At 68.0% G+C, this 21,720-nt stretch carries 18 protein-coding genes and 2 pseudogenes; 5 read left to right on the top strand and 15 right to left on the bottom strand.

Annotation, left to right across the window (positions count from 1 at the left end):
* From VFX99_RS15285 to VFX99_RS15270, 4 genes and pseudogenes are all read right to left on the bottom strand, one after another.
* Nucleotides 1–957: pseudogene (locus VFX99_RS15285) on the bottom strand (OpgC domain-containing protein); the annotation flags it as partial.
* Between the two features lie 77 nt (nt 958–1,034).
* Entirely contained in the window at nt 1,035–2,198 is a 1,164-nt protein-coding gene (locus VFX99_RS15280) for a GAF domain-containing SpoIIE family protein phosphatase (protein ID WP_329667148.1), read from the bottom strand.
* Nucleotides 2,199–2,725: 527 nt separating this feature from the next.
* Complete coding sequence (locus VFX99_RS15275) at nt 2,726–3,289, bottom strand: NADPH-dependent FMN reductase (protein WP_329667147.1); 564 nt, start codon at nt 3,287–3,289, stop codon at nt 2,726–2,728.
* 154 nt (nt 3,290–3,443) lie between these two features.
* Nucleotides 3,444–4,442 carry a hypothetical protein gene (locus tag VFX99_RS15270; RefSeq protein ID WP_329667146.1) on the bottom strand — a complete coding sequence of 333 codons (999 nt, stop codon included), beginning with the start codon at nt 4,440–4,442 and terminating at the stop codon, nt 3,444–3,446.
* 607 nt (nt 4,443–5,049) lie between these two features.
* Here VFX99_RS15270 and VFX99_RS15265 point away from each other — a divergent pair.
* Nucleotides 5,050–7,353, top strand: coding sequence for an arylsulfatase (locus VFX99_RS15265; protein ID WP_329667145.1), 2,304 nt, complete (start codon nt 5,050–5,052; stop codon nt 7,351–7,353).
* A gap of 81 nt (nt 7,354–7,434) precedes the next feature.
* On the top strand, nt 7,435–7,644 hold the full coding sequence (locus tag VFX99_RS15260; protein WP_329667144.1) for a hypothetical protein: 210 nt from the start codon (nt 7,435–7,437) through the stop codon (nt 7,642–7,644).
* Nucleotides 7,645–7,649: 5 nt separating this feature from the next.
* Here VFX99_RS15260 and VFX99_RS15255 read toward each other — a convergent pair whose 3' ends face one another.
* From VFX99_RS15255 to VFX99_RS15240, 4 genes are all read right to left on the bottom strand, one after another.
* Nucleotides 7,650–9,170: a long-chain fatty acid--CoA ligase gene (locus VFX99_RS15255; RefSeq protein ID WP_329667143.1), complete on the bottom strand. Its 1,521-nt coding sequence runs from the start codon at nt 9,168–9,170 to the stop codon at nt 7,650–7,652.
* A gap of 41 nt (nt 9,171–9,211) precedes the next feature.
* Nucleotides 9,212–9,664, bottom strand: coding sequence for a MaoC family dehydratase (locus VFX99_RS15250; RefSeq protein ID WP_329667142.1), 453 nt, complete (start codon nt 9,662–9,664; stop codon nt 9,212–9,214).
* A gap of 48 nt (nt 9,665–9,712) precedes the next feature.
* Nucleotides 9,713–10,600, bottom strand: coding sequence for an amidohydrolase family protein (locus VFX99_RS15245; protein WP_329667141.1), 888 nt, complete (start codon nt 10,598–10,600; stop codon nt 9,713–9,715).
* Between the two features lie 62 nt (nt 10,601–10,662).
* Nucleotides 10,663–11,595 (bottom strand): SDR family NAD(P)-dependent oxidoreductase, encoded by a 933-nt coding sequence (locus VFX99_RS15240; protein ID WP_329667140.1) that lies wholly within the window; start codon nt 11,593–11,595, stop codon nt 10,663–10,665.
* A gap of 113 nt (nt 11,596–11,708) precedes the next feature.
* Here VFX99_RS15240 and VFX99_RS15235 point away from each other — a divergent pair, with 113 nt between their 5' ends.
* Complete coding sequence (locus VFX99_RS15235) at nt 11,709–12,188, top strand: MarR family winged helix-turn-helix transcriptional regulator (RefSeq protein WP_329667139.1); 480 nt, start codon at nt 11,709–11,711, stop codon at nt 12,186–12,188.
* An 85-nt stretch (nt 12,189–12,273) separates the two neighbouring features.
* Here VFX99_RS15235 and VFX99_RS15230 read toward each other — a convergent pair whose 3' ends face one another.
* From VFX99_RS15230 to VFX99_RS15205, 6 genes and pseudogenes are all read right to left on the bottom strand, one after another.
* Nucleotides 12,274–13,584: a hypothetical protein gene (locus VFX99_RS15230; RefSeq protein WP_329667138.1), complete on the bottom strand. Its 1,311-nt coding sequence runs from the start codon at nt 13,582–13,584 to the stop codon at nt 12,274–12,276.
* Nucleotides 13,581–15,311, bottom strand: coding sequence for a hypothetical protein (locus VFX99_RS15225; RefSeq protein WP_329667137.1), 1,731 nt, complete (start codon nt 15,309–15,311; stop codon nt 13,581–13,583). The genes VFX99_RS15230 and VFX99_RS15225 overlap by 4 nt, the downstream gene beginning before the upstream one ends.
* A gap of 158 nt (nt 15,312–15,469) precedes the next feature.
* The gene (locus VFX99_RS15220) at nt 15,470–16,354 is read right to left on the bottom strand and encodes an AraC family transcriptional regulator (RefSeq protein WP_329667136.1); all 885 of its coding nucleotides are present in this window, start codon (nt 16,352–16,354) and stop codon (nt 15,470–15,472) included.
* A gap of 29 nt (nt 16,355–16,383) precedes the next feature.
* On the bottom strand, nt 16,384–16,842 hold the full coding sequence (locus tag VFX99_RS15215; RefSeq protein WP_329667135.1) for an SRPBCC family protein: 459 nt from the start codon (nt 16,840–16,842) through the stop codon (nt 16,384–16,386).
* A 130-nt stretch (nt 16,843–16,972) separates the two neighbouring features.
* Nucleotides 16,973–17,221, bottom strand: a pseudogene (locus VFX99_RS15210) (Lrp/AsnC ligand binding domain-containing protein); the annotation flags it as partial.
* 97 nt (nt 17,222–17,318) lie between these two features.
* Nucleotides 17,319–17,939, bottom strand: coding sequence for a hypothetical protein (locus VFX99_RS15205; RefSeq protein WP_329667134.1), 621 nt, complete (start codon nt 17,937–17,939; stop codon nt 17,319–17,321).
* Nucleotides 17,940–18,021: 82 nt separating this feature from the next.
* On the opposite strand from VFX99_RS15205, the gene VFX99_RS15200 reads away from it, so the two are divergent.
* Complete coding sequence (locus VFX99_RS15200) at nt 18,022–19,776, top strand: alkaline phosphatase family protein (protein ID WP_329667133.1); 1,755 nt, start codon at nt 18,022–18,024, stop codon at nt 19,774–19,776.
* A gap of 14 nt (nt 19,777–19,790) precedes the next feature.
* Here the strand turns inward: VFX99_RS15200 and VFX99_RS15195 are convergent, their stop codons facing one another.
* A complete protein-coding gene (locus tag VFX99_RS15195) occupies nt 19,791–20,801 on the bottom strand; it encodes a glycerophosphodiester phosphodiesterase family protein (RefSeq protein WP_329667132.1) in 1,011 nt (336 codons plus the stop codon).
* Nucleotides 20,802–21,057: 256 nt separating this feature from the next.
* Here VFX99_RS15195 and VFX99_RS15190 point away from each other — a divergent pair.
* Nucleotides 21,058–21,720: Bax inhibitor-1/YccA family protein (locus tag VFX99_RS15190; protein ID WP_329667131.1), on the top strand; the 663-nt coding region annotated here is incomplete at its 3' end.

Genomic DNA, 21,720 nt, shown 5'->3' with positions numbered 1-21,720 from the left:
GACTTCGCCGACGACGGCACGGGTCGAGGAAGAATCGCGCCAGATGACCGCGTCCAGCAGCGGATGTGCCGCGTCGGATGCGGAGGCCATGACCTGCTGCCACCACGCGCTCTTGATCGCGAGGGCACTCGCCCCGCCGGCACCGGGGGCGTAGAAGGCCGCCGTCTCGAGCATCATCGGCGTATCGGTGGCCACAGCGAACCGCGCGTAGAAATCGAGGTCACCGGCGCCGCTGAGGTCGACGTCGAGTTCACCCGGGACAGGCACCGCGTTGACCGCCGGGCCTCCGTCGCTCGGGTCGTGATAAGCGGACAACCCGACCCAGTCCACATACCGCGCGCCGGGGTAGTACGGCCCGTACGGGTCGTCTCCCGCGGCCAGCCGCCCGTTGCCGTCGGTGTCGAGCGCAGCATCCGTCGTCGTCGAAGCGGACTCGAACGGATACCCCTCGCCGGCCGCGGGGGACCACACCGTCGCCGCACCGGGCAGCCCGTCGTGCACGGCATCGGCGAACAGGCGGAATGCGTCCACGAAGGACGTCGGACGCTGTCCCCACGGCACCCAGGTCGCGTTCATGTCGGGCGCGAACCGCACATACACCGGAATCCGGTTGCCCCCGCGCGCCTTTGCAAGCGCGGCGACCACGGCCTCGGCAGCATCCGCGTCGAAGTCGAAGAGATCACCCTCAGGCCGCAGGGTGATTGCGGGAAGTGCGCCCGCGCCTTCCGCCTGACGGAAGAACTGAGCGAGGTAGTCCGATTCGGTGGCGGTGATCGGCACAGCAGTGGCGTGCTCGAGGACGGCAGGAGCCTCTCCGAGCCGTTGCGCCTGCTGGACTGCGGTGTCGACACCCCAGTCGATGCTGACCCCGAAATACGCGCCGGACTCGGGCGTGAGCGACGCAGTATCGGGCGTGGCCGGAGCCGCGGCCGCGGGCGAGGCCGCCACCAGCGACATGAGGATGAGAGCCGTCAGCGATCGGGCGAGCAGACGCCACCGTCGCGGGACACCGCCCGTCCCGGCCCGCCCGCCCCTCACGGGCGCGTCACCATCAGCACGGTGACGTCGTCGTCGGCACCTCCTCTCGCCGCGAGTCGGCGGATCAGGCCGAAGAACTCGTCGGCGTCGACCGACGCACGTGCCAGCGCTGTGATGTGGGGAACAGATTCGAGCGTGCCGTCGAAGAGATCGAGCAGCCCGTCCGTGAAGGCCACCAGAGCGTCGCCGGGGTTCAGATGGACCGACTGGCAGAGCCAGTCCGCATCCGGGGCGATGCCGATCGGCAGGCCTACCGACGCGAGCCGCTCGACTTCGCCGTCCGCACGGACGAGGAGTGCCAGTCCGTGACCCGAATCGACGTAGTCGAGCCGACCCGAGTCCGGGTCGAGTCGACCATGGAAGAGCGTCGCGAAAGTACCCGTCGCGGTGAAATCGTCCGCCAGCTGAGCATTGACCTCCGCGACGACATCTGCGGGGTCCCGACTCGTCCTCGCTCCGAACGCCGACCGGATCCCGGCGGCGAGGATGGCCGCGCCCGCCCCTTTGCCCATGACGTCCACCACGGTGAGGTCGACCGAGGTCTCATCGACCCGCCAGTTGTAGAAGTCTCCCGCGATCTGATGCAGCGGAATCGACAGCCCGGAGAGGCGGTAGCCGGCGGTAAGGACGGTCGCTCTCGGCAGGAGTTTGTCCTGCAACTCGGCCGCCCGATCGCGTTCCGCCGTGTCACGCAGTTCGCGCTCGACCCAGCGGCCGAACGCGTCGAGCATCCGCTCCTGCTCGGAGGTCAATTCGCGCGGGACGAGATCGAGGAGGCAGATCGTGCCGATCTGCTGACCATCGTCGACGCTGAGCGGGCGTCCCGCATAGAAGCGAACGAAGGGCGGTCCGGCCACGTTGACGTGCGTGGCGAACTCGTCGTCCGTTCCCAGGTCGGGGATCACAAGGGTGTCGTGCTTTCGCAGCGTGGCGTCGCAGAACGTCCCTTCGCGGGGGTACTCGACGGGCACTCCGGGCGGCTGAGGAGACTTGGTGAACAACGTCGTCTCGTCGAGCAGGTGGATCTCGGCCATCGGAACGCCGAACAGTTCACGCGCCATTCGCGTGATCCGGTCGAAGCGCTCCTCAGGGGGCGTACCCATGATCTTGAGACCGTTGAGTGCGGCCAGGCGCGCGTCGTTCGAGGCAGGGGGGACCATCGCGACTTCCTCCAGGGGGACCAGACTGAGGGCTGTGACGACAGCGTCGATAAGTGTCACTCGAGCGTATCGGCAAATATTTACCACAAGTGATTTCAAGGGGGCTGGTCGGATCTCCGTGATCCGACCTAGGCAACTGTGCACGTGGGTTATCGGTCTGCCACCACGGAGATCCGGCGCGAACGCTCGGCACAAACTTGCCCGCATCTGGCCCGCACTTTTCGCGAAAACGACCCCCGATCGACGTGATGGGGCAGCATCGACCGAGCTAAGAGCCGCGGAATTACGCGCTTTTCGGACCAATCCGTCGTTCGTCATTTCCGCCGAGGTTCAGTTCGACTCCCGCCGTCACATCGACTTTCGAAGGGCCGCGATTCCATTGTTCACAACGGATAGCGGCCCTTTGCGTTGCTGGCAGATGCGGTTTTCCCTGCCCTTGGTCCACACACCTTTCCAGGCGTGATGAGGGTGATATCTCGGGGCATCGGCGACAATTCCGCAACCGCTGGTCAGGGGATGTCCGGCTCCTACCGCGGCAATACGGTGAGCACACGCTGAATGTGATCGCGGAACTCGGCCATGAATGCACCGAGGAACTCCGCCGTTCGAGGGCTCAGCGAGATGGCGTCCTCCCCGAAGTCATCCGCCGAGAACTGGATGTACGCTTCCGGCGCGGTCATCTGGCGAGCGTTGCAGAAGCTCAGCACTCCACGCAGACTCTGCTGGGCGACAGCGGTGCCGATCTGGCCGATCGAGGCGCCGATCACCGCGGCGGGGATGTGGTCGAACGAGTTCTCCCCCCAGGGGCGGGATGCCCAGTCGATGGCGTTCTTGAGGCCGCCCGGGATGGAGCGGTTGTACTCCGGCGTGACGAACAGCACCGCATCCGTCGCAGCGATCGCCTGCTTCAACGCGCGCGCCTCGGGCGGGTAGTCGGCGTCGTAGTCCTGGCTGTACAGCGGAAGGTCCCGGATGGGGATCTCCGAGAACTCCAGGTCATCCGGCGCCACGCTGATCAGCGCTTTCGCGAGAATGCGATTGATAGACGTCGACGACAGGCTCCCAACGAAATACCCGACGTTGTATGACATGACTTGCTCCTCACACATCGCTCCCCTGACGACATTCTCGACCCTCTGGCGACGAACCGCGCGGGGCGCCGGCGACAACAATGAACCACGCCACTCAGCCCTCGGAGGCAAACCCCACTCAGCCGAGTGCAACCAACGTCCTGACCGAGTACATCTAGGCCCGCTGGTCTGCGAGTCGGGCGCGGCGTTCCTCTTCGCGCTTCGAGTATGCGGCCGCGCGGATCGCTTCGTCCGACTCCAGGCCGGTGCCGAGTGCACCGCCGAGAGTCGCCACCGATGCGACGAACCAGGTGAGCACGAACAGATCACCGTAGCCGGCCGGCTCGCCCAGCGAGCCACCCATCACGTCCGGATCCAGGACGAACAGTGCCCAGGCCAGGTTGATCACGTACAGCACCAGATAGCAGATGACGACTCCGATCGTCAGAGTCAGCAGCGTAGAGGCGTTGTAGAGCCGGGACCTTTCCCGGGCCTGGACGGTGTCGTCCTCGGGGCGATCCCACAGTTCACCATCGATCACGATCCAGGCGACCACGATCATGATCGAGGCGACGGTTGCGACCACGAGGCGCCACCCCGACAGGGAATCGGCCAGCAGCCAGACCGTAGGCTGGATCGTCGCCACCGCGCCTGTCGCCAGGGCGGCGACGAGCGCCGACTTGAGTCCGGCCGCGAGCCGCCACGGACGGTTGGCGAGCACCATGCCCAGGAGCACCCGCCAACGTGCGCTGCGACCGGGAAGAGGCAGGCGCTGCTCCTCAGGTGAGGTGGGTTCCTCCATCCCGCTGACGAGCCCTCGCACTGCGTCACGGGCGCGCGTGTTGACACGGAATCCACCTAGAGCGGGTAGCGAGAGCACAGCGGAACGTCGTTGCGGGTCGATCGCGGCCAGCAAGTAGCTGCCGTCGTCGTCGCGAAGCGGAAGCTCGGTCACCCCGATCACCAGGTCCCACTGTTGCTTGACGCCCTGCGTCCGCAGTCGTGCCAGCGCGGTGTCAACGTCCTCGAGTCCCAAGGTGAATGGCTGGCTCACAAGCTGGATGTCCCAGCCATGCCGGTCATCGCCGTCCGGCGGTGCCAGATCCGTCATCCGGCGCGCCGCTTCGGTCGGCGAGGCCGGGTCGGCCACGAGTCCCACTCGGATCGGCTCCATCTCCGCAACGTACACCCAGGATCGTCGCCGGCGCGGCAGCGTCTGCCTCACTCCGGGAGCAGCAGACGGCGGCTTTTCATGTTGGGTGAAACGGGCTGCGCGGTCCGACTCGGCGGCTGCCTGGTGAGCGGGCTGAGTCAATCGGAGTCTCGCCCTGCGGGTGGCCCGCTCCGGTGACCTCGTCGACCTCCCGAATAGGTGAGCTCCGCCGCATCCGCCGACCGTCGCCCGGGGCACCCTGAAAGCTCGAGCTCCCCAGCCGCGAGCCTTTGCCGTCCGCATTGCATATTGCGAGTCCATCCAGCTAAATCGCCAGCTCATCGCGAGCCGAAGGACGAGCGCGGCGGACGCGGACGCCGCCTAAGACACGCAGTCGTGACGGTCGCAAGGGGTCATTCCGCGGGGTGGCCCCTTCGGGCGCGCTCCGATGGATGCGCCGAAGCTGGTACCGCGGGCGAACCGCTGCTGATTCCCGGCGTCGCACACCCGATCGGAGGTCACCCGGAAAGAACGACGCGCACCGTCTTCGGATGTCGCTACCGTGCTGGCGTGACGACCCTCGGGCAGGGACGTGCCTGTCGTGGCGAGTCGTCGGAAAGAGATCGCGATGTGCCCTCAGGACGTGCTGCCGTTTCCGCCCACCCCCTCGGCCAGCGTGGCCGGCCGGACGATGCAGGAGTCGGTGTATCAACAGCGAGAGACTCCCGCGCGGCTTCCGGCTGACGCACCGAACATCCTGATCATCCTGATAGACGACGCCGGCCCCGGATTGCCTGACACGTTCGGCGGGGAGGTGCGCACCGACACACTGAGCCGAGTGCTCAGCGAAGGCATCGGGTTCAACCGCTTCCACACCACCGCGATGTGCTCCCCGACCCGCGCCTCGCTGCTGTCGGGTCGCAATCACCACCGGATCGGGAACGGACAGATCGCGGAGCTTGCGAACGACTGGGACGGCTACGCGGGAGAAATTCCCAAGAGCAGCGCTCTCGGCGCCGAGGTGCTGAAGGACTACGGCTACTCCACCGCTGCATTCGGCAAGTGGCACAACACCCCGGCGGTCGAGACGGGCGTGACGGGCCCCTTCCACAATTGGCCGACCGGGAACGGGTTCGAGTACTTCTATGGGTTCCTCGCCGGCGAAGCATCCCAGTACGAGCCCAACCTGGTGCGCAACACCACAAGCGTGCTGCCACCGAAGACCGCTGAGGAGGGGTACCACCTCAGTGAGGATCTCGCGGACGATGCGATCCACTGGCTCCGCAATCACAAGGCGCTCGAGCCTGACAAGCCCTTCATGATGTATTGGGCGACCGGATGCCTGCACGGCCCGCACCACATCATGAAGGAGTGGGCGGACAAGTACGCGGGCACGTTCGACGACGGGTGGGATGCGTACCGCGAGCGGGTGTTCGCGCGCGCGAAGGACTCCGGGTGGATTCCCCGAGACGCGGAGCTGACCGCGAGGGACGAGCGCCTTGCCGCATGGGACGACATCCCGGACGATGAGAAGCCTTTCCAGCGGCGCCTGATGGAGGTCGCGGCCGGCTTCGCCGAGCACGCCGACGTGCAGGCCGGCCGCGTGGTGGACGAACTGGAAAGCTTGGGGTACGGCGAGAACACGCTGGTCTTCTACATCTGGGGCGACAACGGCTCGTCGGGTGAGGGACAGAACGGCACGATCAGCGAGCTGCTCGCGCAGAACGGCATCCCGTCGACCATCCCGCAGCACATAAAGGCGATGAACGACATGGGCGGCCTCGATGTGCTCGGCACACCGAAGGCCGACAACCAGTACCACGCGGGCTGGGCGTGGGCGGGCAGCACGCCGTACAAGGGGATGAAGCTGGTCGCGTCGCACCTCGGCGGCACCCGCAACCCGATGGCCATCCGGTGGCCGGCGAAGGTGACACCGGATGCCGCTCCCCGGGCCCAGTTCGTGCACTGCACCGACATCGTGCCCACGCTGTACGACCTGCTGGGCATCTCGCATCCGCGCGTCGTGAACGGCATCCCGCAGGACCCGATCGACGGCACGAGCTTCGCGGCCATCCTGCAGGACGCCGACGCGAAGTCAGAACACCTCACGCAGTACTTCGAGATCATGGGCAGCCGCGCGATCTACCACGACGGCTGGATGGCTTCGGCATTCGGTCCTCGCGCGCCGTGGGTGCCGGGTCTGCCGCCGGGGATCGCCGAGTGGACGCCCGATCACGACACGTGGGAGCTGTACCACCTCGACGAGGATTGGACGCAGGCGCACGATCTCGCGGAGGAGCAGCCGGAGAAGCTCGCCCAGATGAAGGAACTGTTCGCGATGGAGGCCGCGAAGAACAGTGTCTACCCGATCGGCGGCGGCCTCTGGGTCCCCGTCTACCACCCCGAGCTGCGCATCTCGACTCCGTATCGCGAGTGGAATTTCACGGGCGACATCATTCGGATGCCGGAGTTCATCGCCCCTGCACTGGGCAACCGCGCGAACACGGTCACTCTCACCGCGACGATCGGCGACTCGCCCGAAGGGGTTCTCTACGCGCTGGGCGGTGCGGGGGGCGGGCTCACCTGCTTCGTCGACGGCGGCCGGATCGTGTACGAGTACAACCTCTTCATCGTTCAGCGCACGCAGATCCGATCGGAGCGGACGCTGACGCCGGGCCGGCACACGATCGTGGTCGACACCTCCTACGTCGAGGCGCGCCCGGGCGGGCCGCTGCGCGTCGTGATCTCCGTCGACGGCGAGGACTGGGCGAGCGGGGTGATCCCCGTCAGCGCACCTCTGCTCTTCACGGCGAACGACTGTCTGGACGTCGGCAGGTGCCTCGGCGGCGTGGTCTCACTCGATTACTTCGACCGGGCGCCGTTCCCGTTCGCCGGCGACATCGAGAGCATGCACGTCATCTACGCGACGTGACCACGAGACGCCCACCAGCACCCGCGCAGAGGCTCGATCGGACTGCTGACCGGCGTTGCCGACGTGTGTACTGTGTCGGCTATGGCTCAGGATTCTGGTTCGCGACGCACGCCGCTGGGTGGGCGGGCAGGTGCGACGATCGTCGCAGTGGTCCCGATTCTCGCCGCATTCGTCTACCTGCTGCTCGGACTCACGATCGGCGCGTGGGGGTGGGCATGGGTGTTCTTCCTGCTCGTTCCCATCGCTTATCTCGTCGTGTACGGCCCACCGGGCAGCAGATCCCGCGGCTGAGGGGCTCAGCGTCCCTCGCCGCCTGGACCGAACCGGGATCGCAGCTCCGCCTTGCGCACCTTGCCTGACGCGGTCCGGGGCAGCTCGTCGACGATCACCACGTTGCGGGGAAGCTTGTACCGGGCGAGCCGGCCGTCCAGGTGGGCGCGGACGGCCTCTGTGTCGACCGATGTCGAGGCCTGAACCGTGAGCACAGCCCACGGCACCTCGCCCCACCGGTCATCCGGCATCCCGATCACCGCGACTCCCGTGACGCCCGGCAGGTCGGCGATCAGGTTCTCGACCTCGGCCGGGTACACGTTCTCCCCGCCGGAGATGATCATGTCCTTCAGCCGGTCGGAGATGTAGAGGTATCCGTCCGCGTCGAGGTAGCCGAGGTCGCCGGAGCGGAACCAGCCGTCCGCGGTGAACGCAGCGGACGTGGCCTCGGGCAGGTTCAAGTAGCCGGGAAACACGTTCGGACCGGCGATCTCGATTTCGCCGACGGTGCCGCTCCCGGCGGCCGCGCCATCCGTCCCGGCGATCCGCACGTCTGTGAAGAAGTGCGGGAGACCGACGCTGCCCTGCTTCGACCGCGTCATCGACGGCGAGAGGGATGTCGCGCCCGGCGACGTCTCGGTCATGCCGTACCCCTGCGAGAAGTGCAGGCCGCGCTCCTCGTAGGCGTTCAGGATGCGGGTGGGCACGGCCGATCCGCCGCACGTGAGCTTCGTGAGAGTGGAGAGCTCCGTGCCTTCCCAGTCGGGATGGTCGGCCATCAGCTGATAGGTCGTGGGCACGCCGCTCAGCATGGTCACGCCGTACTGGGCGATGAGCCTGAGCGCGCGACCGGGTTCGAAACCCTTCTCCAGCACGATCGTGCCGCCCTTCAGGATGACCGGAAGCGCGCCCATGCCCAGCGACGCGACATGGAAGAGCGGCGAGATCATGAGCGCGACGTCGGACGAGACGATGTCGTAGTCGACGAGGGAGTTCAGTGCCACCCAGGTGAGGTTCTGGTGGGTCAGCACCGCCCCCTTCGCTCGTCCGGTGGTTCCCGATGTGTAGATGACCGCCGCAGGGTCATCCGGAGCCGTGTCGGCCAGCGCGAATACGGGGTCGGGAGCATCCGGAGAATCGTCGGTCAGGTCGCTCATCTCGACGACGTGTGCGATTCCGACCGCCGAGACCAGCGGAGCGGTCCGCTCTGCGAAGTCGGGATCGCGGATCAGCACGCGTGCTCGGCAGTCGGCGAGGATGTGGAGGATCTCGGGCGGAGCGAGCCGGGTGTTGATCGGCACGAATACCGCGCCTATCTGCGCGCAGCCGAACAGGGCGGCCAGGAACTCCGGACTGTTCTCGCCGATGTACGCGACGCTGTCGCCCTTGACCACCCCCCGCGACGCCAGCAGGCTCGACACCTCATCCGCCCGGTCGGCGAGCTGTCGGTAGGTCATCGCCGAGCCCTCGCCGTAGATCAGCGCGGTCTTTTCCGGCGTCTTCAGACGTCTCTTGCGCATCCAGGCGCCGAGTCCGGGGTGGTGCATGGCATCCTCTCCGTCGAGGTGTGACGAACGCTGCTCCCGGGCTAGGCGTAGAAGCGGTACAGGCCTCGGGCGACGACAGCCGGCTTGGCGGCGCCGTCGATCTCGATCGTCTGGTCGACAGCGAACTGGTAGCCGCCGGGAACCTCCGTCACCTCGGCGATCACGGCGTTCATCCGCACGCGGGCGCCGACCTTCACGGGCGAGATGAAGCGGACCTTGTCGAGGCCGTAGTTGACCTTCGTGGTGACGCCCTCGAGGTCGAACAGCTCGGACCAGAACTTGACGGCCAGCGACAGACTGAGAAAGCCGTGCGCGATCGGTGCGCCGAACGGTCCGTCGGTCGCCCGCTCGGGGTCGACGTGGATCCACTGGTGGTCGTCGGTGGCATCGGCGAAGAGGTTGACGCGGTCCTGGGTGACCTCGAGCCAGTCGGTGTAGCCGAGATCGGTACCGGCGAGATCGGCGGCGTCAGCGTAGGGGCGGGTGGTGGTCATGGTGTGTGCCTTTCGGTGCGGTGCAGAGAACGATGGGATGCCGCGAGGTCAGCTCGCGAGGCCGAGGAGTCGTGCGGCGTTGTCGCGCATGATGCCGGGCATGACTTCGGGCTTCAGTGCGGTGGTCTCGGCGTCCCGGATCCAGCGGTCCGGGGTGAGGAGGGGGAAGTCGGAGCCGAACAGCACTCGGTTCTTCAGGACGGAGTTGGCGTAGCGGACGAGTTCGGCGGGGAAGTACTTCGGGCTCCATCCCGAGAGGTCGATCCAGGTGTTGTGCTTGTGGGTCGCGACCGAGAGGGCTTCGTCCTGCCACGGCACCGAAGGATGGGCCATGATGAGCTGCAGCTCGGGGAAGTCGGCGGCCACGGGGTCGAGCAGGATGGGGTTGGACAGCCCCAAGCGCAGCCCGTAGCCGCCGGGCACGCCCGCCCCGATCCCGGTCTGGCCGGTGTGGAAGAGGGCTACCGCGCCGAGCCGTTCGATCTCCGCGTACAGCGGATAGTGCTGCTCGTCGCTCGGGTCGAACCCCTGCACGGTCGGGTGGAACTTGAACCCCTGCACGCCGGACTCCTCGACGAGACGACGCGCGGCATCCACCGCGGCCGCGCCCTGGAGTGGGTCGACCGATCCGAACGGGACCAGCACGTCGTTGTTGCGCGCTGCGCCTTCGGCGATGTCGGTGCTGGAGATCGCGGGATGCCCCAGGCGCGTCGTGGCGTCGACCGTGAACACGACCGCCGCCATCTTCCGCTCACGGTAGTACGCAGCGATGCTGTCCAGGTCGGGGCGCGGCCCCTCCGCGCTGAAGTACTTCGATGCGGCCTCGACCAGTGCCGGCGGCAGGGAGGTGTGACCGTGCGCATCGATCTCGACGTGCACATGCACGTCGATCGCGGTGAGCGAATCGACGTCGATCGCGGGTTCGTAGCGGGTCATCTGATTCCTCAGCCTGTCGAAGGGCCCGGTCGTTGAGCGAGCGAAGCGAGACGAAACGCGGCTCAGGCCGTCGGCGCGGGCCGCTGCAGCTCGTCCGGCAGCGGTGGAAAGGACTCGCCGACCGACTGCAACTGCCCGCCGAACTCCTCGTCGAAAGACTCCTCGAGCGCGTCGTAGCTCCAGCCCCCCGCGCGGTACGCGGTCACCACCGGCTCGGGATGCGACCACACCTGGATGCGATCGCCGCCGACGCCGATCGCCTGTCCGGTGACGCCGGCCGCGGCATCCGATGCCAGGTAGGCGACGAGCCCCGCGACGTCCTCGGACGTGCCGAAGCCGAGATCGTGCCGGAAGAATGCCGGCATCGGCTCGCCCGCCGCATCGGCCTCGACGGCGGCGGCGAAGTACGGCACGGTCGCAGTCATGGCCGTCGCGGCGACGGGGATGACGGCGTTCGCGGTGATGCCGGCGCGCTTGAGCTCCAGCGCCCAGGTACGGACCATTCCGACGATGCCCGCCTTGGCAGCCGCGTAGTTGGTTTGTCCGAAGTTGCCCCGCTGGCCGGTCGGCGAGCCGATGCAGATGATCCGGCCGCCTTCGTTCTGCTCGCGGAGGTGCAGCACCGCCTCGCGGACGGCGGTGAACGTCCCCCGCAGGTGCACACCGATCACGGTGTCGAAATCGTCGTCGCTCATTTTCCACAGGACGGTGTCACGAAGGACGCCGGCGTTGGTGACGAGGATGTCCAGACGCCCGAAGTTCTCGACCGCTGCCGCGACGAGCTGCTTGGCGGTCTCGGTGGACCCGACCGGTGCGACGACGGCGACCGCGCGGCCGCCGGCCGCCTCGATGGACGCCACAGCATCCGCGGCTGTCCGCGCGTCCACGTCGTTGACCACGACCGCTGCGCCCTGCCGAGCCAGCTCTGCCGCGTACGCCAATCCCAGGCCACGCCCGGATCCGGTGACGATCGCCACCTTGCCATCCAGCCCCATCGGAACTCCTTCGTCTCGCCGCGAACTGATCGCCGGCCTTCTCTCATTAGAGCGCAGCATCATTGAATTTGTCAATGATTGTCACGGCGCATCATTTTGCTAGGATCACTGGCATGGCCGCCGAAGCGAGGAGCACGACGAGCGAGGTGGCACGCGCGGACGAACGCCTGCGGAACTCGGCGTTGACCGACGATCTGAGTTTCCTCCTCGCTCGCGCGAACGCGCTCTCGCTGGCCGCCGGGAATGCCGCCCTCGCGCAGCAGGGCCTGCGGGTGCGGTCGTATTCCGTGCTCGCCCTCGCCGTCGACGACACGCGGCCTTCGCAACGCGATCTCGCCACCTTCCTCCGGCTCGACCCCAGCCAGGTCGTTGCGCTCGTCGACGACCTTCAGGGTCGCGGCCTCGTCCGCCGCGAGGCCGATCCGGCCGATCGACGCACGAACGTGGTGGTCGCGACCGCGGAAGGCCGGGCGCTCTTCGCAGCGGCGCAGCGAGCCGCACGCCAGGCCGAACGCGCCCTGCATGACGTCATCACCCCGGAGCAGCGCAGGACGCTCGGCGAGCTGCTGCGGCTGCTGGCCTTCCCCGACTGAGGCGTCGACGCGAGCGGGTCGCCGGTGTCCTGTCGGGCCCGTGGGTCAAGGCGCGCAGCGATGCGCGCCCTGCGTCGGCCCGACCTCATGCCCCCACGCGGACGAACGGACCCCTGACCACGTCCGAGACCACTTCGACGAACTCGTCGCCTTGATCGAGGTCGTCGGTCGAGTGCAGGGTCGCCACCTGACCCAGGGCTGTCACCAGGGTCGAGCGGGGCACGGCGGTCGCCTCGGTCTTGCCGTGCACGCCCTGCCGCGTCGACATCAGCGCCGTCATCGGCGGCAGCTCGTCGGGCCGCTCCGCCCACAGCGCGTGCAGAGCGCGCGGGGTGGCGTTGCGACTGCCGTGGTGGCCGACCTTGTACAGGTCGATCGCGGTCAGCCGGCTCTTCAGGTCCGGCTCCTCGGCGAGGCGGTCGAGTGTGAACTGCCAGTTTTCGATCTGCGCGTCACCGGGGAAGAGCATCGACAGACCGCCGATCTCGAGCAGGAGCACGAGGCTGGTGTTGTTCAACGCGTCGTCGAGGTCGCGCACCAGACGGGCCACCGAGTGGGACTTCTGCGCGGCGAGACGCTCGACGACCCAGCGCACAGGTCCGGGTCCGAGCGACATCCCGTGTGCGGCCTGGCCGTCGCCGGGCACGGTGCGCGCCGCTTCGCGCAACGACGCGTGCAGGGCGGCCATCCAGTACTCGGGATCCTCCTCGCGCTGCTTCGCCACGCGAGGATCCTGCTCGACCGTGGGCGGACCGAGCACCGTCACCTCGAGCCCCGGCATGAGGTCCGCCACGGCGGCGTCGGCCCCAGCGTGCAGGTAGCCTCCCCTCCCGTCCGCGGCGAGCTCGTCGAGAAGGGCGATCGCGTCGGCGTTCTTGACCTGCTCGGCCGCCTCCGCCCGCACGTCCTTGTGCAGACCGGTCAGCGCCGAGAGCACTTCGGCCTCGCGCTGCGCGTCGGCGAGCAGCTGCGCATATCGGGCCGACGCCCGGCCGGTCGCCCCGTCCGCAGCGACTCCGGCACCCGTCGGCGCGTCGGCGAGCGCAGGCAGCTGCGGATCTTCGGTCCACGGCCGGAGCACCCGCTTCGGAGCGAGCGCGCGCAGGATCTCGGCTGCATCGTCATCGGCGAACCCGAACACGTGATCCTTATGGCGGTGCGTGACCACGAGCACGTCGAGCGCACCGCACGTGTGCTTGCGGATCAGCTTCGCGACGTCGGACATGCGACCCGGTGCGCGCCCCTCGCGCGCCTTGCGGGTCGACCCGAAATCCACGAGCAGATGCCGCTCCGCACGGCCGTCCGCAAGTGGTGCGTCGTACTCGACCGAGACCAGGAAGCAGTCGCCGAAGCCGACCTGGTACATGCGCACTCTCACGCGAAGGGGCGTGCTCACCATGCCTCCCCGGAACTCAGGTTGGTGTCGTGCAGCTCCGCGAACGCCTGCCCTCGGGCCGACCCGTCGGAGTATCCCAATCGCTTCGCCCGGTCGCGCCGTCCGCTGAGGTCGAGGTACCCGATGCGCCGCAGCTGCCGGCGCCAGTCGTCGACCTTCTTGTACACGTGCAGCTTGAGCCGGCCGAACTGATCGAACACCAGGGTGCCGCCCCCGAAGAGCTGCACCGGAGTCTCGGGGTCGAGCCCGTCCGGCAGCGGCAGCTCCGAGATCGTCTCGAGCTCGGCCGCCGTCATCTCGGCCATCTGGACGTACGTCGCGACGGATTCGGCGACGATCAGGCCGTCCGGTCCGATCCGCTGGCTGGGCAGGACCGACTCGACGGTCGTGTAGTAGCGGGTGGGCACGTCGAGGCGGAGCGCGTTCTGCCACAGGAACCGGAAGACCTCGTCGCGATCGCTGCGCAGCGCCGCGTGGTTGATCCCGAGGTACTGGGGCGCCACTTCGGCCTCCAGCACGTTGCTCACGCGGTTGCGCGGCCGGGTGATCCCCGCCTGAGCGAACCTCTCGATCAGCAGACGCCGGTACCCGAGGTCGTCGTCGGGGACGACCTCCACGTCCGCGAGGAGCACGGCGTCGAGCAGATCGGCGAACTCGAACTCGACCGGCGGCAGGTAGTCGAGCCCCCGGATGAGCATCGTCAGCAGCTGGGCTGCCGCCTTGGCGCCTTCCTCGGCGGCTCGGGCCCGATCGACGGTGGCCGACGCGGTGTTGCCGGGGCGGGAGAACAGCGTCTCGAGCCGAGCCGACCAGATGTCCACGAGCACATCGAGCACGACCGCCACGAGCACCTCGCCGCGTCGATGCGGCTCGGCGAACTGCGGCAGCAACGCCCAGTTCGCCGGCGGCGGCTCCATCGCGGAATGGCGCAGCGGTCCGCGGCCCTGGGTGAGCACGCGCCCCACCTGCTCCGCGACGCTCGTGAGCACGCCCGCCTTGAGCCTGTCGGGATGGACATGCATCCTCGTGATCCGGCCGTTCCTGCCGGGTCGGCCGAGCGCCTGCTCGACGACGGGTCGCATCGAGAAGACAGAAAGGAGGGCGACGATGTCGGCGAACCCCTCGTGGAACGCAGCCTGATCGGGCAGCCCCGGCTCGAGGAAACGCCGCCGCAGGCCGTCGAGGATGGCATGCGTCGTCTCGTGCACGATGATGTCGTAGCTCAGGCACGTGTAGACCGGCGGATCGTCCTCGTCCTCGGCGGGGACGTAGCCGAACAGCACCGCGCGGTCCTCCCATGAGTAGTAGGCGTTCGCCTCGGCGAAGGCGTGCGGCACGAGGTACAGGTGGTGACCGGCGAAACTCCACGAGAGCCGCCGGCCGAGCGCCGACTCGAACGTGGCGAGAGTCTTCGCCGCCGCGCCGTAGACCTGCTGCGCGTGGAAGGTCTTGTCGGTCAGCAGAACTTCGTCGGATGCTTCCGCGTACGCGTCCTCGTTGACCAGCGCGGGATGCTTGCGGTACTCGTCGACGGCGACGTCGTAGTCGACGACGTGCAGGCGGGCGCCGCGCGGCCCGTCCTCGATGCGCGACCAGGGCACCTTCACCTGGGCGGTCAGGATCCTGCCGTCGTCCCCGGTCACCGACGGATCCTGGGCGATCAGCCGGAGGGTGATGTGCGAGCGCGGCGCGTCGGGTCGCTCGGCGAACTCGACGGTGTCGGGCATCTCGGTCCCTTCTGGCTGCGGGACTCCCGGCGCTGGGTCCCTTCCCTCGCCGGCTCAGCACGCAGTGCTTTCGTCAAGCAGGAGAGACGCGTCTGACGACGTGATACATCCCGGACTCCTCCCCGAACCGAGCCGAAAGGTCGCGCTACGCCGCGGATCTATGGCGAAGGGCCGATCGGAGCGAGCGGAATCAATATCCGAAGCGTCTCGATGCGGCCTTCTGTCAGGATCCGGCTGTCCGTGTAGTGCTCCTCCAGCGGCAGCCCGATCACGGTGAATCCGGCCAGGGCGCCGGAGGCGGCATAGGCGGCGGCGACGGCCTCACCCAGGCGGTGCTCAGGCCCGGAGAACCACGTCGACGACGCCCACCGCTCGGGCAGGACCCGGAACGCCGTACCCGGGTCGCCTCGAACGTCGCCGGACACGCGTGCGCAGACGTCGAATCGGAGCCGGTCCGGCTCGGTGATGCCCGGTGCGTCATGCGCGATGCCGAGGAGGCCATGACAGGGGATGCCGCGTCCCCCTGCCCACTGCGCCAGCTGCTCGAACGCGTGCGGATCGACGTCCTCATACGGGCCGGTATGGCGGCGGAACACCACGGGAGTGGCCGCCAGCTGGACAGGGCGCGTGTCGGACAGAAAAAGGTCGCTGCTCGTCACCTCGAGGCCCGGTCGGCGCAGGAGGCGGGGATCGTCGCCCGCCGGCGGGGTCACCCGGTACTCGGTCGGACTGCGGCCGAAACGGCTGTGGAACCGGCGCGAGAACGCCTCATGTGAGCCGAAGCCGAGATCGAAGGCGATGGTCGCGACTCCGGTGGACTCCGACATCAGGCGGAAAGCCGCTCGTTCCAGCCGCAGGCGCAGCGTGTACTGCTTGACGGTCTCGCCCACGGTGTCGGCGAAGACGGAATGGAAACGCGTCCGAGACATGTGGGTCGCCCGGGCCAGCGTCTCGGTCCGGAGGTCGCCGCCGAGGTCCACCTGCGCTGCGAGCAGCGCGGGCAGCACCGCGCTCAGGTGAGCCGCGGAGCGTTCTGGACTCATCCCCGAGCCACCCATCCCCTCCAGCTCCGTCAGCCGCTCTCCACGGCTTTCTTCAGCCGTCGAAGGTCACCGTCCAGCCGCCGTGTGAGGAGTGTCGCGAGGATCGACGACGGGATGAGCCGCATGCCCGTGAAGACAGCATCCATCGTCTGTACGACGGCGGAACCCGTCGCGGTCGCAGCGATGTCGGTGCGAGAGGTGACCGGTCCCCCGGGCGAATCCATACGGATCTCGACGAACCGGCCGGGCTCGAGGGCGGTCACCTCCGCCGGAACGTCGCGCCTCTTTCCCCCGTCCTGAATCACCTCGATGGAGCGGGCACCGACCCGCAGCGGTCCATCGTCGAGTGGTCGCGACTCCGCCAGGTCCTTGACCCACAGGACGACGCGGTCAGGTGCCGTCGCCCAGCGGTACACCACATCGGGCGGCGCGGCGATGTGGGTCTCGGCCCGTGCCCGGACACGGCGTCCCTGTGGCGCTGCGTGCATCGTGTCCCTCCCTCCGTATGCGTGCTTCGTCTCACATGGTGCCAACCCTGATCGGCGCGCGCTTGATCTTTCCTCTCGCGAATGGCGGCTCTATGCCCAGGCATGGCGGTGCACGCCGTGCGTCAGCCCCTCAGTCCGCTTTCAGGAGCTCGCTGACCCGGTAGGGAATGACCTCGCGCAGGAACAGGCTGGTGGAGGTGCGGAGGATGCCGGGGCACAGGCGGATCACCTCCGCGACACGGTAGAGGTCGTCCGGGCTCTTGGCGACCACCCGCAGCAGCAGGTCGGTGTCCCCCGCCGGAGCGAAGCACCCCAGCACCTCCGGCACGTTCCGCAACGCGTCGATGGCCGAGACGATCTTGTGCTGATCGAGCTCGACCCGAGCACACCCGCCCGCCCGATCCCGTCGCGACAGAGGGCACAGGCCCCGAGGTCGGGGATGTGCCGAAACGCCAGCCGCGGTCGCCCGTGTCCGCTCAACCTCTCGAGCGGGCACGGGCGCTCGCTGCCGAGCGGCCGCGCGCCCAGTGGTCGATCGCTGCGGCCAGCCACGCTCCGCCGATGCCGAAGACGACCACCATCGCCTCGGTGACCAGCGTGTACGCGCCGGACGTCGCCGCGACGTTCACGAGGATTCGGCTCACGATGGGCGGCACGATGGCGATGAGCAGCACCAGGAAGGCGAGTGGATGCCGACCGCGGACGAGCAGCCATCCGCCGAGGGCGACGATCAGGGTGATCAAGCCCTGGTTGACCACGAACGTCCAGAATGCGACGGGGTGGTCGATGTTGCCGATGCCTCGCTCGATCCCTACGGTCGCCCAGAGGAGCAGCACCACGCAGGCGAGGGTGACGGCCCCGAGACGACGGGCGCCGGTCGTGGGCATGATCGCGAAGGAGGTGACGTAGAGCCCGAGGATGAGCAGGAATTCGACGAAGTCGACCGCGGGCACGTCCGTGCCTAACGCGCCGGCGTAGTTGGCGGCCTGAAGGAAGGCGCTGAAGTCGGTGGCGATGTTCAGGAATGCGGCGAACATCACCCCCACCAGCGCGGCACCGTAGCGCGCGTTCCGATCGAATCGCAGCTCTGGAGCCATGGCAAGACAATAGTGGCCGCCCACGGATCCGGTCCGATATGCCGCCGATAGAATGACCGGAAGATTGCGCCCAGGGAGCGTGATGGACGAACCGAGGCACGATGAGGCGGGCCAGAACGCGCCGCGTGATGCGTCACGCCGCGACTTCCTCCGCCGGGCCGGGATCGGGGCCGCCGGGGTCGCGATCGGCGGAGCCGCGGGAGCAGCGATCACGGCCGCCGCCACCGCGCACCCTCCCGAGTTCGACCCGCTCCCGAAACGCTCCGCCCCCGGGTTCGACCATGTCGTCGTGGTGATGTTCGAGAATCGCAGCTTCGACAACATGCTCGGCTGGCTGTATTCCGCCGAGGAGAAGTCGAAGGCCGACTTCAACGGGTTGGCGCAGGGCACCTACGCCAACCTCGGGCTGGACGGAGAGGTGGTGCCGGCCTACGTCTACGACGGCTCGACCGACACGGTGATGCAGTCGCCGCAGCCGGACCCGGGCGAGACGTACCCGCACGTGAACACGCAGCTGTTCGGGGTGGTGGACCCCGAGACCAATCGCGACATCCGGCACCACAGCCAGCAGCCGCCGTTCAACACGCCGCCGGTCGGAGTCCTCCCCGACAACTCCGGATTCGTCAAGGACTTCATCATCAACTTCCGGCGCGACCGGGGGCGCATGCCCACCGCCAACGAGTATCGCGTGGCGATGGGCAGCTTCAGTCCGGCGATGATGCCGGTCCTCTCCACGCTCGCGCGCGATTTCGCGGTGTACGACGCGTGGCACGCCGGTGTCCCGTCGCAGACCTTCTGCAACCGCCTGTTCTTCCACGCCTCCACCTCGAACGGCTACGTCACCAACCATGGAGGCGACAGCTACTACAAGTGGATCGACGGGCCGCCTGCGCCCACCATCTTCAACCGGCTCGAGGATGCCGGCATCCCCTGGCGCATCTACTACGACGGGTCGCAGCTCGTCTCACTGACGGGTCTCCTGCACTCCCCCGTCCTCCGGCCGTACTGGAAGACCCACTTCCGCGAGATGGGTCAGTTCTACGCGGATGCCGCGAACGGCGACCTGCCGGCCTACAGCTTCATCGAGCCGCGCATGGTCTTCAATCACAACGACATGCACCCGCCGTGGGGCAAGAAGGTGCGCGAGGACGAGGTCGACGTCGACGGCGAGAAGATGCCGGTGTACAACAGCGCACTGTCGGACGTGCGCGCCGGCGACCGGCTCGTGCAGGACATCTACGACGCCGTCCGCACGAGCAGGTCCTCCAGCGGATCCAACGCGATGAACACCGCTCTCGTGATCACGTTCGACGAGCACGGCGGCACCTACGACCACGTTCCTCCGCCGACCGCGACGCCGCCTGATCGGAGCGGTCCGGGCGAGATGGGATTCACCTTCGACCGGCTGGGCGTCCGCGTCCCCACGATCGTGGTGAGCGCCTACACTGCCCAGGGCACCGTCATCCATGACGAGATGCACCACGGCTCCGTGATCAACACGCTCTGCCGCCAGCACGGGCTCGCCCCGCTGACGCTCCGAGACCAGAGCGCCAACCCGATCTTCAACTCCATCAACCTCACCGAGCCGCGGCAGCCGTACACCTGGCCGCAGCCGAAGGCCCTCTACGCCGGCCGCAACCCGGAGGAGGACGACGCGGCGGCGGCCGCGACCAAGCACAAGAACCGTCCGCTCACGGCGCCCGCTCAGGGGCTGACCGGCCTGCTGCTGGCTCGCTACAACCCGGGCAGCAAGGCACCCGAGACCTATGCGGAGGCGTACGACGCCGTGGTCCGATACGGCAAGGGCCTCTTCGGCACCTACGACGACGCCCCGTAGCGTTCGAGCGCCCGTCAGCCGCGGAAGAACGCCACGGCCAGATCCGCGTGGTCGACGAAGACGCCGTCGACCCCGGCATCCCGGATCACGCCCCACTCCGCCTCGTAATCGCCGAACGCCGCAGGCCCCCCGCGCCCGCGGTACTGGCCGACGAGGAACGCATTCTCCGGGCGGCATGTCCAGGTGAACACGCGCAGTCCCCGGTCGTGCGCGTCGGCGACGACCGGCGACGGTCCACTCACGCGGCCCAGCTTGTCGGGCGCGAGGATCATGCGCTTGTCGACGCTGATGCCGTCCACGAGCCCGACCAGCCGGTCCAGGCCCGCGGGTCGCGCGGTCGCCTTGTAGGTCGGAGCCGCCCTGCCGAGCGCCGCCACCAGATCGAAGGGCCGACCCGCCGCCTCCAGAAGGTAGACATACACGCCTCGGATGCCGCGCTCCCGCAATCGGTGCAGCACCGTGGATTCGAACGCTTCGATCGTGAGGGGGAGGTCTCCGTCCGCCCATCCCGCGTCAGTCAGCTCGGCCTCGACGAGGCCCGCGACATCCCATCCGAGCCCGGCGAAGTAGGTGACGTGCTTGATCTCCAGCACCACTCCGATCTCGCGTCCCTGCTCGAGGGACGCGTCCCGCACAAGATCCAGCACGTCACGCAGGCGCAGGACCGGCTGCTCATCGTCGAACGACGCGCTCGCGGGCCGCAGCTGAGTCAGGCGCTCGCGGCAACGGAGGGTCGCCAGCTCGTCCCAGGTGAAGTCCTCGGTGAACCAGCCCGTCAGCTCCGCGTCGTCGACGGTCTTCGTCGTGCGGCGGTCGGCGAACTCGGGTCGGTCGGCGACATCGGTCGTGCCCGAGATCTCGTTCTCGTGCCGCACCACCAGCACGCCGTCTTTCGAGACGACGACGTCGGGCTCGACGGCATCGACGCCCATCGCGAGCGCGAGGGCGTACGACGACCGCGAATGCTCCGGCCGGTACCCGGGCGCACCGCGGTGCCCGATGATGAGCGGACTGGTCCGGGGCACGGCTTCAGGCTACCGGCGGGCCGCGCGCGCCCTTCGGCGGCGTGTCGCATGGCGCCTGACGCACTTTCCGGCTGTCACCGCAGGGGAAGCTGCGACGGATGCCGACAGGTGCGCGCAACAGCCCAGGTCGTGGGCGGATTCCCTTGCCGCTCAAAGCCCTCTCACAGCACAGAACCGCGAAGGATCGGCCGCCGTCCGATATCTTTGTTCCACAGCACAGTGCTGTGAAAACCCTTCACCTTGGAGTGTGAGAGCCGTGGCCCTCAAAAACCCCGCATTCGACAACCCGGCGTTCCAGGATCAACGCGCCGTGCAGACTTACCCGGGCGGTCAGAACGCCGCCCGCCTCGGCCGTCCGACGCAGCTTTCGACCGCACAGCAGGCGGCCACCGATGCAGCGGCCAACGCACAGCTGGAGGGCATGTACGCCGCCCCCACCGCCGGCGCGATCGAGACCGACCGCATGACCGTCGAGGACACGGTCTGGAAGACCGTCGGACTCTTCGCGATACTTCTGGTGACCGCAGTAGGCGGCTGGCTCTGGACGATGGCTCCCGTCACGGCCGAGAATCCGAGCCCGACCATCCTCCCGTGGATCATCGGCATGCTCGGCGGATTCGTGCTCGCGATGGTCGTCATCTTCGGCTCGCGCAAGAAGGTGCGCCCCGCCGTGATCTTCGCCTATGCGGCGTTCCAGGGAGTGTTCGTCGGCGGCATCTCGGCCTATTTCGAGTTCATCTGGCCCGGAATCGTCTTCCAGGCCACGCTGGCCACCCTTGTGGTCGTCGGAGTGACCCTCGCGCTGTTCGCGAGTGGAAAGATCCGCGCCTCGAAGCGTGCGACCAAGATCTTCATGATCGCGATGATCGGCTACCTGGTGTTCTCGCTGGTCAACCTCGGTCTGATGCTCTTCAACGTC

The sequence above is a fragment of the Microbacterium sp. genome (assembly GCF_036277215.1).
Classification (GTDB): domain Bacteria; phylum Actinomycetota; class Actinomycetes; order Actinomycetales; family Microbacteriaceae; genus Microbacterium.
Note: the sequence above shows the minus strand (reverse complement) of the source record. Positions and strands in the feature narration are given on the sequence as shown.

Bases quoted from the DNA above. Each gene is read 5' to 3' on its own strand.
- VFX99_RS15280 (WP_329667148.1), bottom strand. From the start codon at position 2,198: ATGGTCCCCCCTGCCTCGAACGACGCGCGCCTGGCCGCACTCAACGGT.
- VFX99_RS15275 (WP_329667147.1), bottom strand. From the start codon at position 3,289: ATGTCATACAACGTCGGGTATTTCGTTGGGAGCCTGTCGTCGACGTCT.
- VFX99_RS15270 (WP_329667146.1), bottom strand. From the start codon at position 4,442: ATGGAGCCGATCCGAGTGGGACTCGTGGCCGACCCGGCCTCGCCGACC.
- VFX99_RS15265 (WP_329667145.1), top strand. From the start codon at position 5,050: ATGTGCCCTCAGGACGTGCTGCCGTTTCCGCCCACCCCCTCGGCCAGC.
- VFX99_RS15260 (WP_329667144.1), top strand. From the start codon at position 7,435: ATGGCTCAGGATTCTGGTTCGCGACGCACGCCGCTGGGTGGGCGGGCA.
- VFX99_RS15255 (WP_329667143.1), bottom strand. From the start codon at position 9,170: ATGCACCACCCCGGACTCGGCGCCTGGATGCGCAAGAGACGTCTGAAG.
- VFX99_RS15250 (WP_329667142.1), bottom strand. From the start codon at position 9,664: ATGACCACCACCCGCCCCTACGCTGACGCCGCCGATCTCGCCGGTACC.
- VFX99_RS15245 (WP_329667141.1), bottom strand. From the start codon at position 10,600: ATGACCCGCTACGAACCCGCGATCGACGTCGATTCGCTCACCGCGATC.
- VFX99_RS15240 (WP_329667140.1), bottom strand. From the start codon at position 11,595: ATGGGGCTGGATGGCAAGGTGGCGATCGTCACCGGATCCGGGCGTGGC.
- VFX99_RS15235 (WP_329667139.1), top strand. From the start codon at position 11,709: ATGGCCGCCGAAGCGAGGAGCACGACGAGCGAGGTGGCACGCGCGGAC.
- VFX99_RS15225 (WP_329667137.1), bottom strand. From the start codon at position 15,311: ATGCCCGACACCGTCGAGTTCGCCGAGCGACCCGACGCGCCGCGCTCG.
- VFX99_RS15220 (WP_329667136.1), bottom strand. From the start codon at position 16,354: ATGAGTCCAGAACGCTCCGCGGCTCACCTGAGCGCGGTGCTGCCCGCG.
- VFX99_RS15215 (WP_329667135.1), bottom strand. From the start codon at position 16,842: ATGCACGCAGCGCCACAGGGACGCCGTGTCCGGGCACGGGCCGAGACC.
- VFX99_RS15205 (WP_329667134.1), bottom strand. From the start codon at position 17,939: ATGGCTCCAGAGCTGCGATTCGATCGGAACGCGCGCTACGGTGCCGCG.
- VFX99_RS15200 (WP_329667133.1), top strand. From the start codon at position 18,022: ATGGACGAACCGAGGCACGATGAGGCGGGCCAGAACGCGCCGCGTGAT.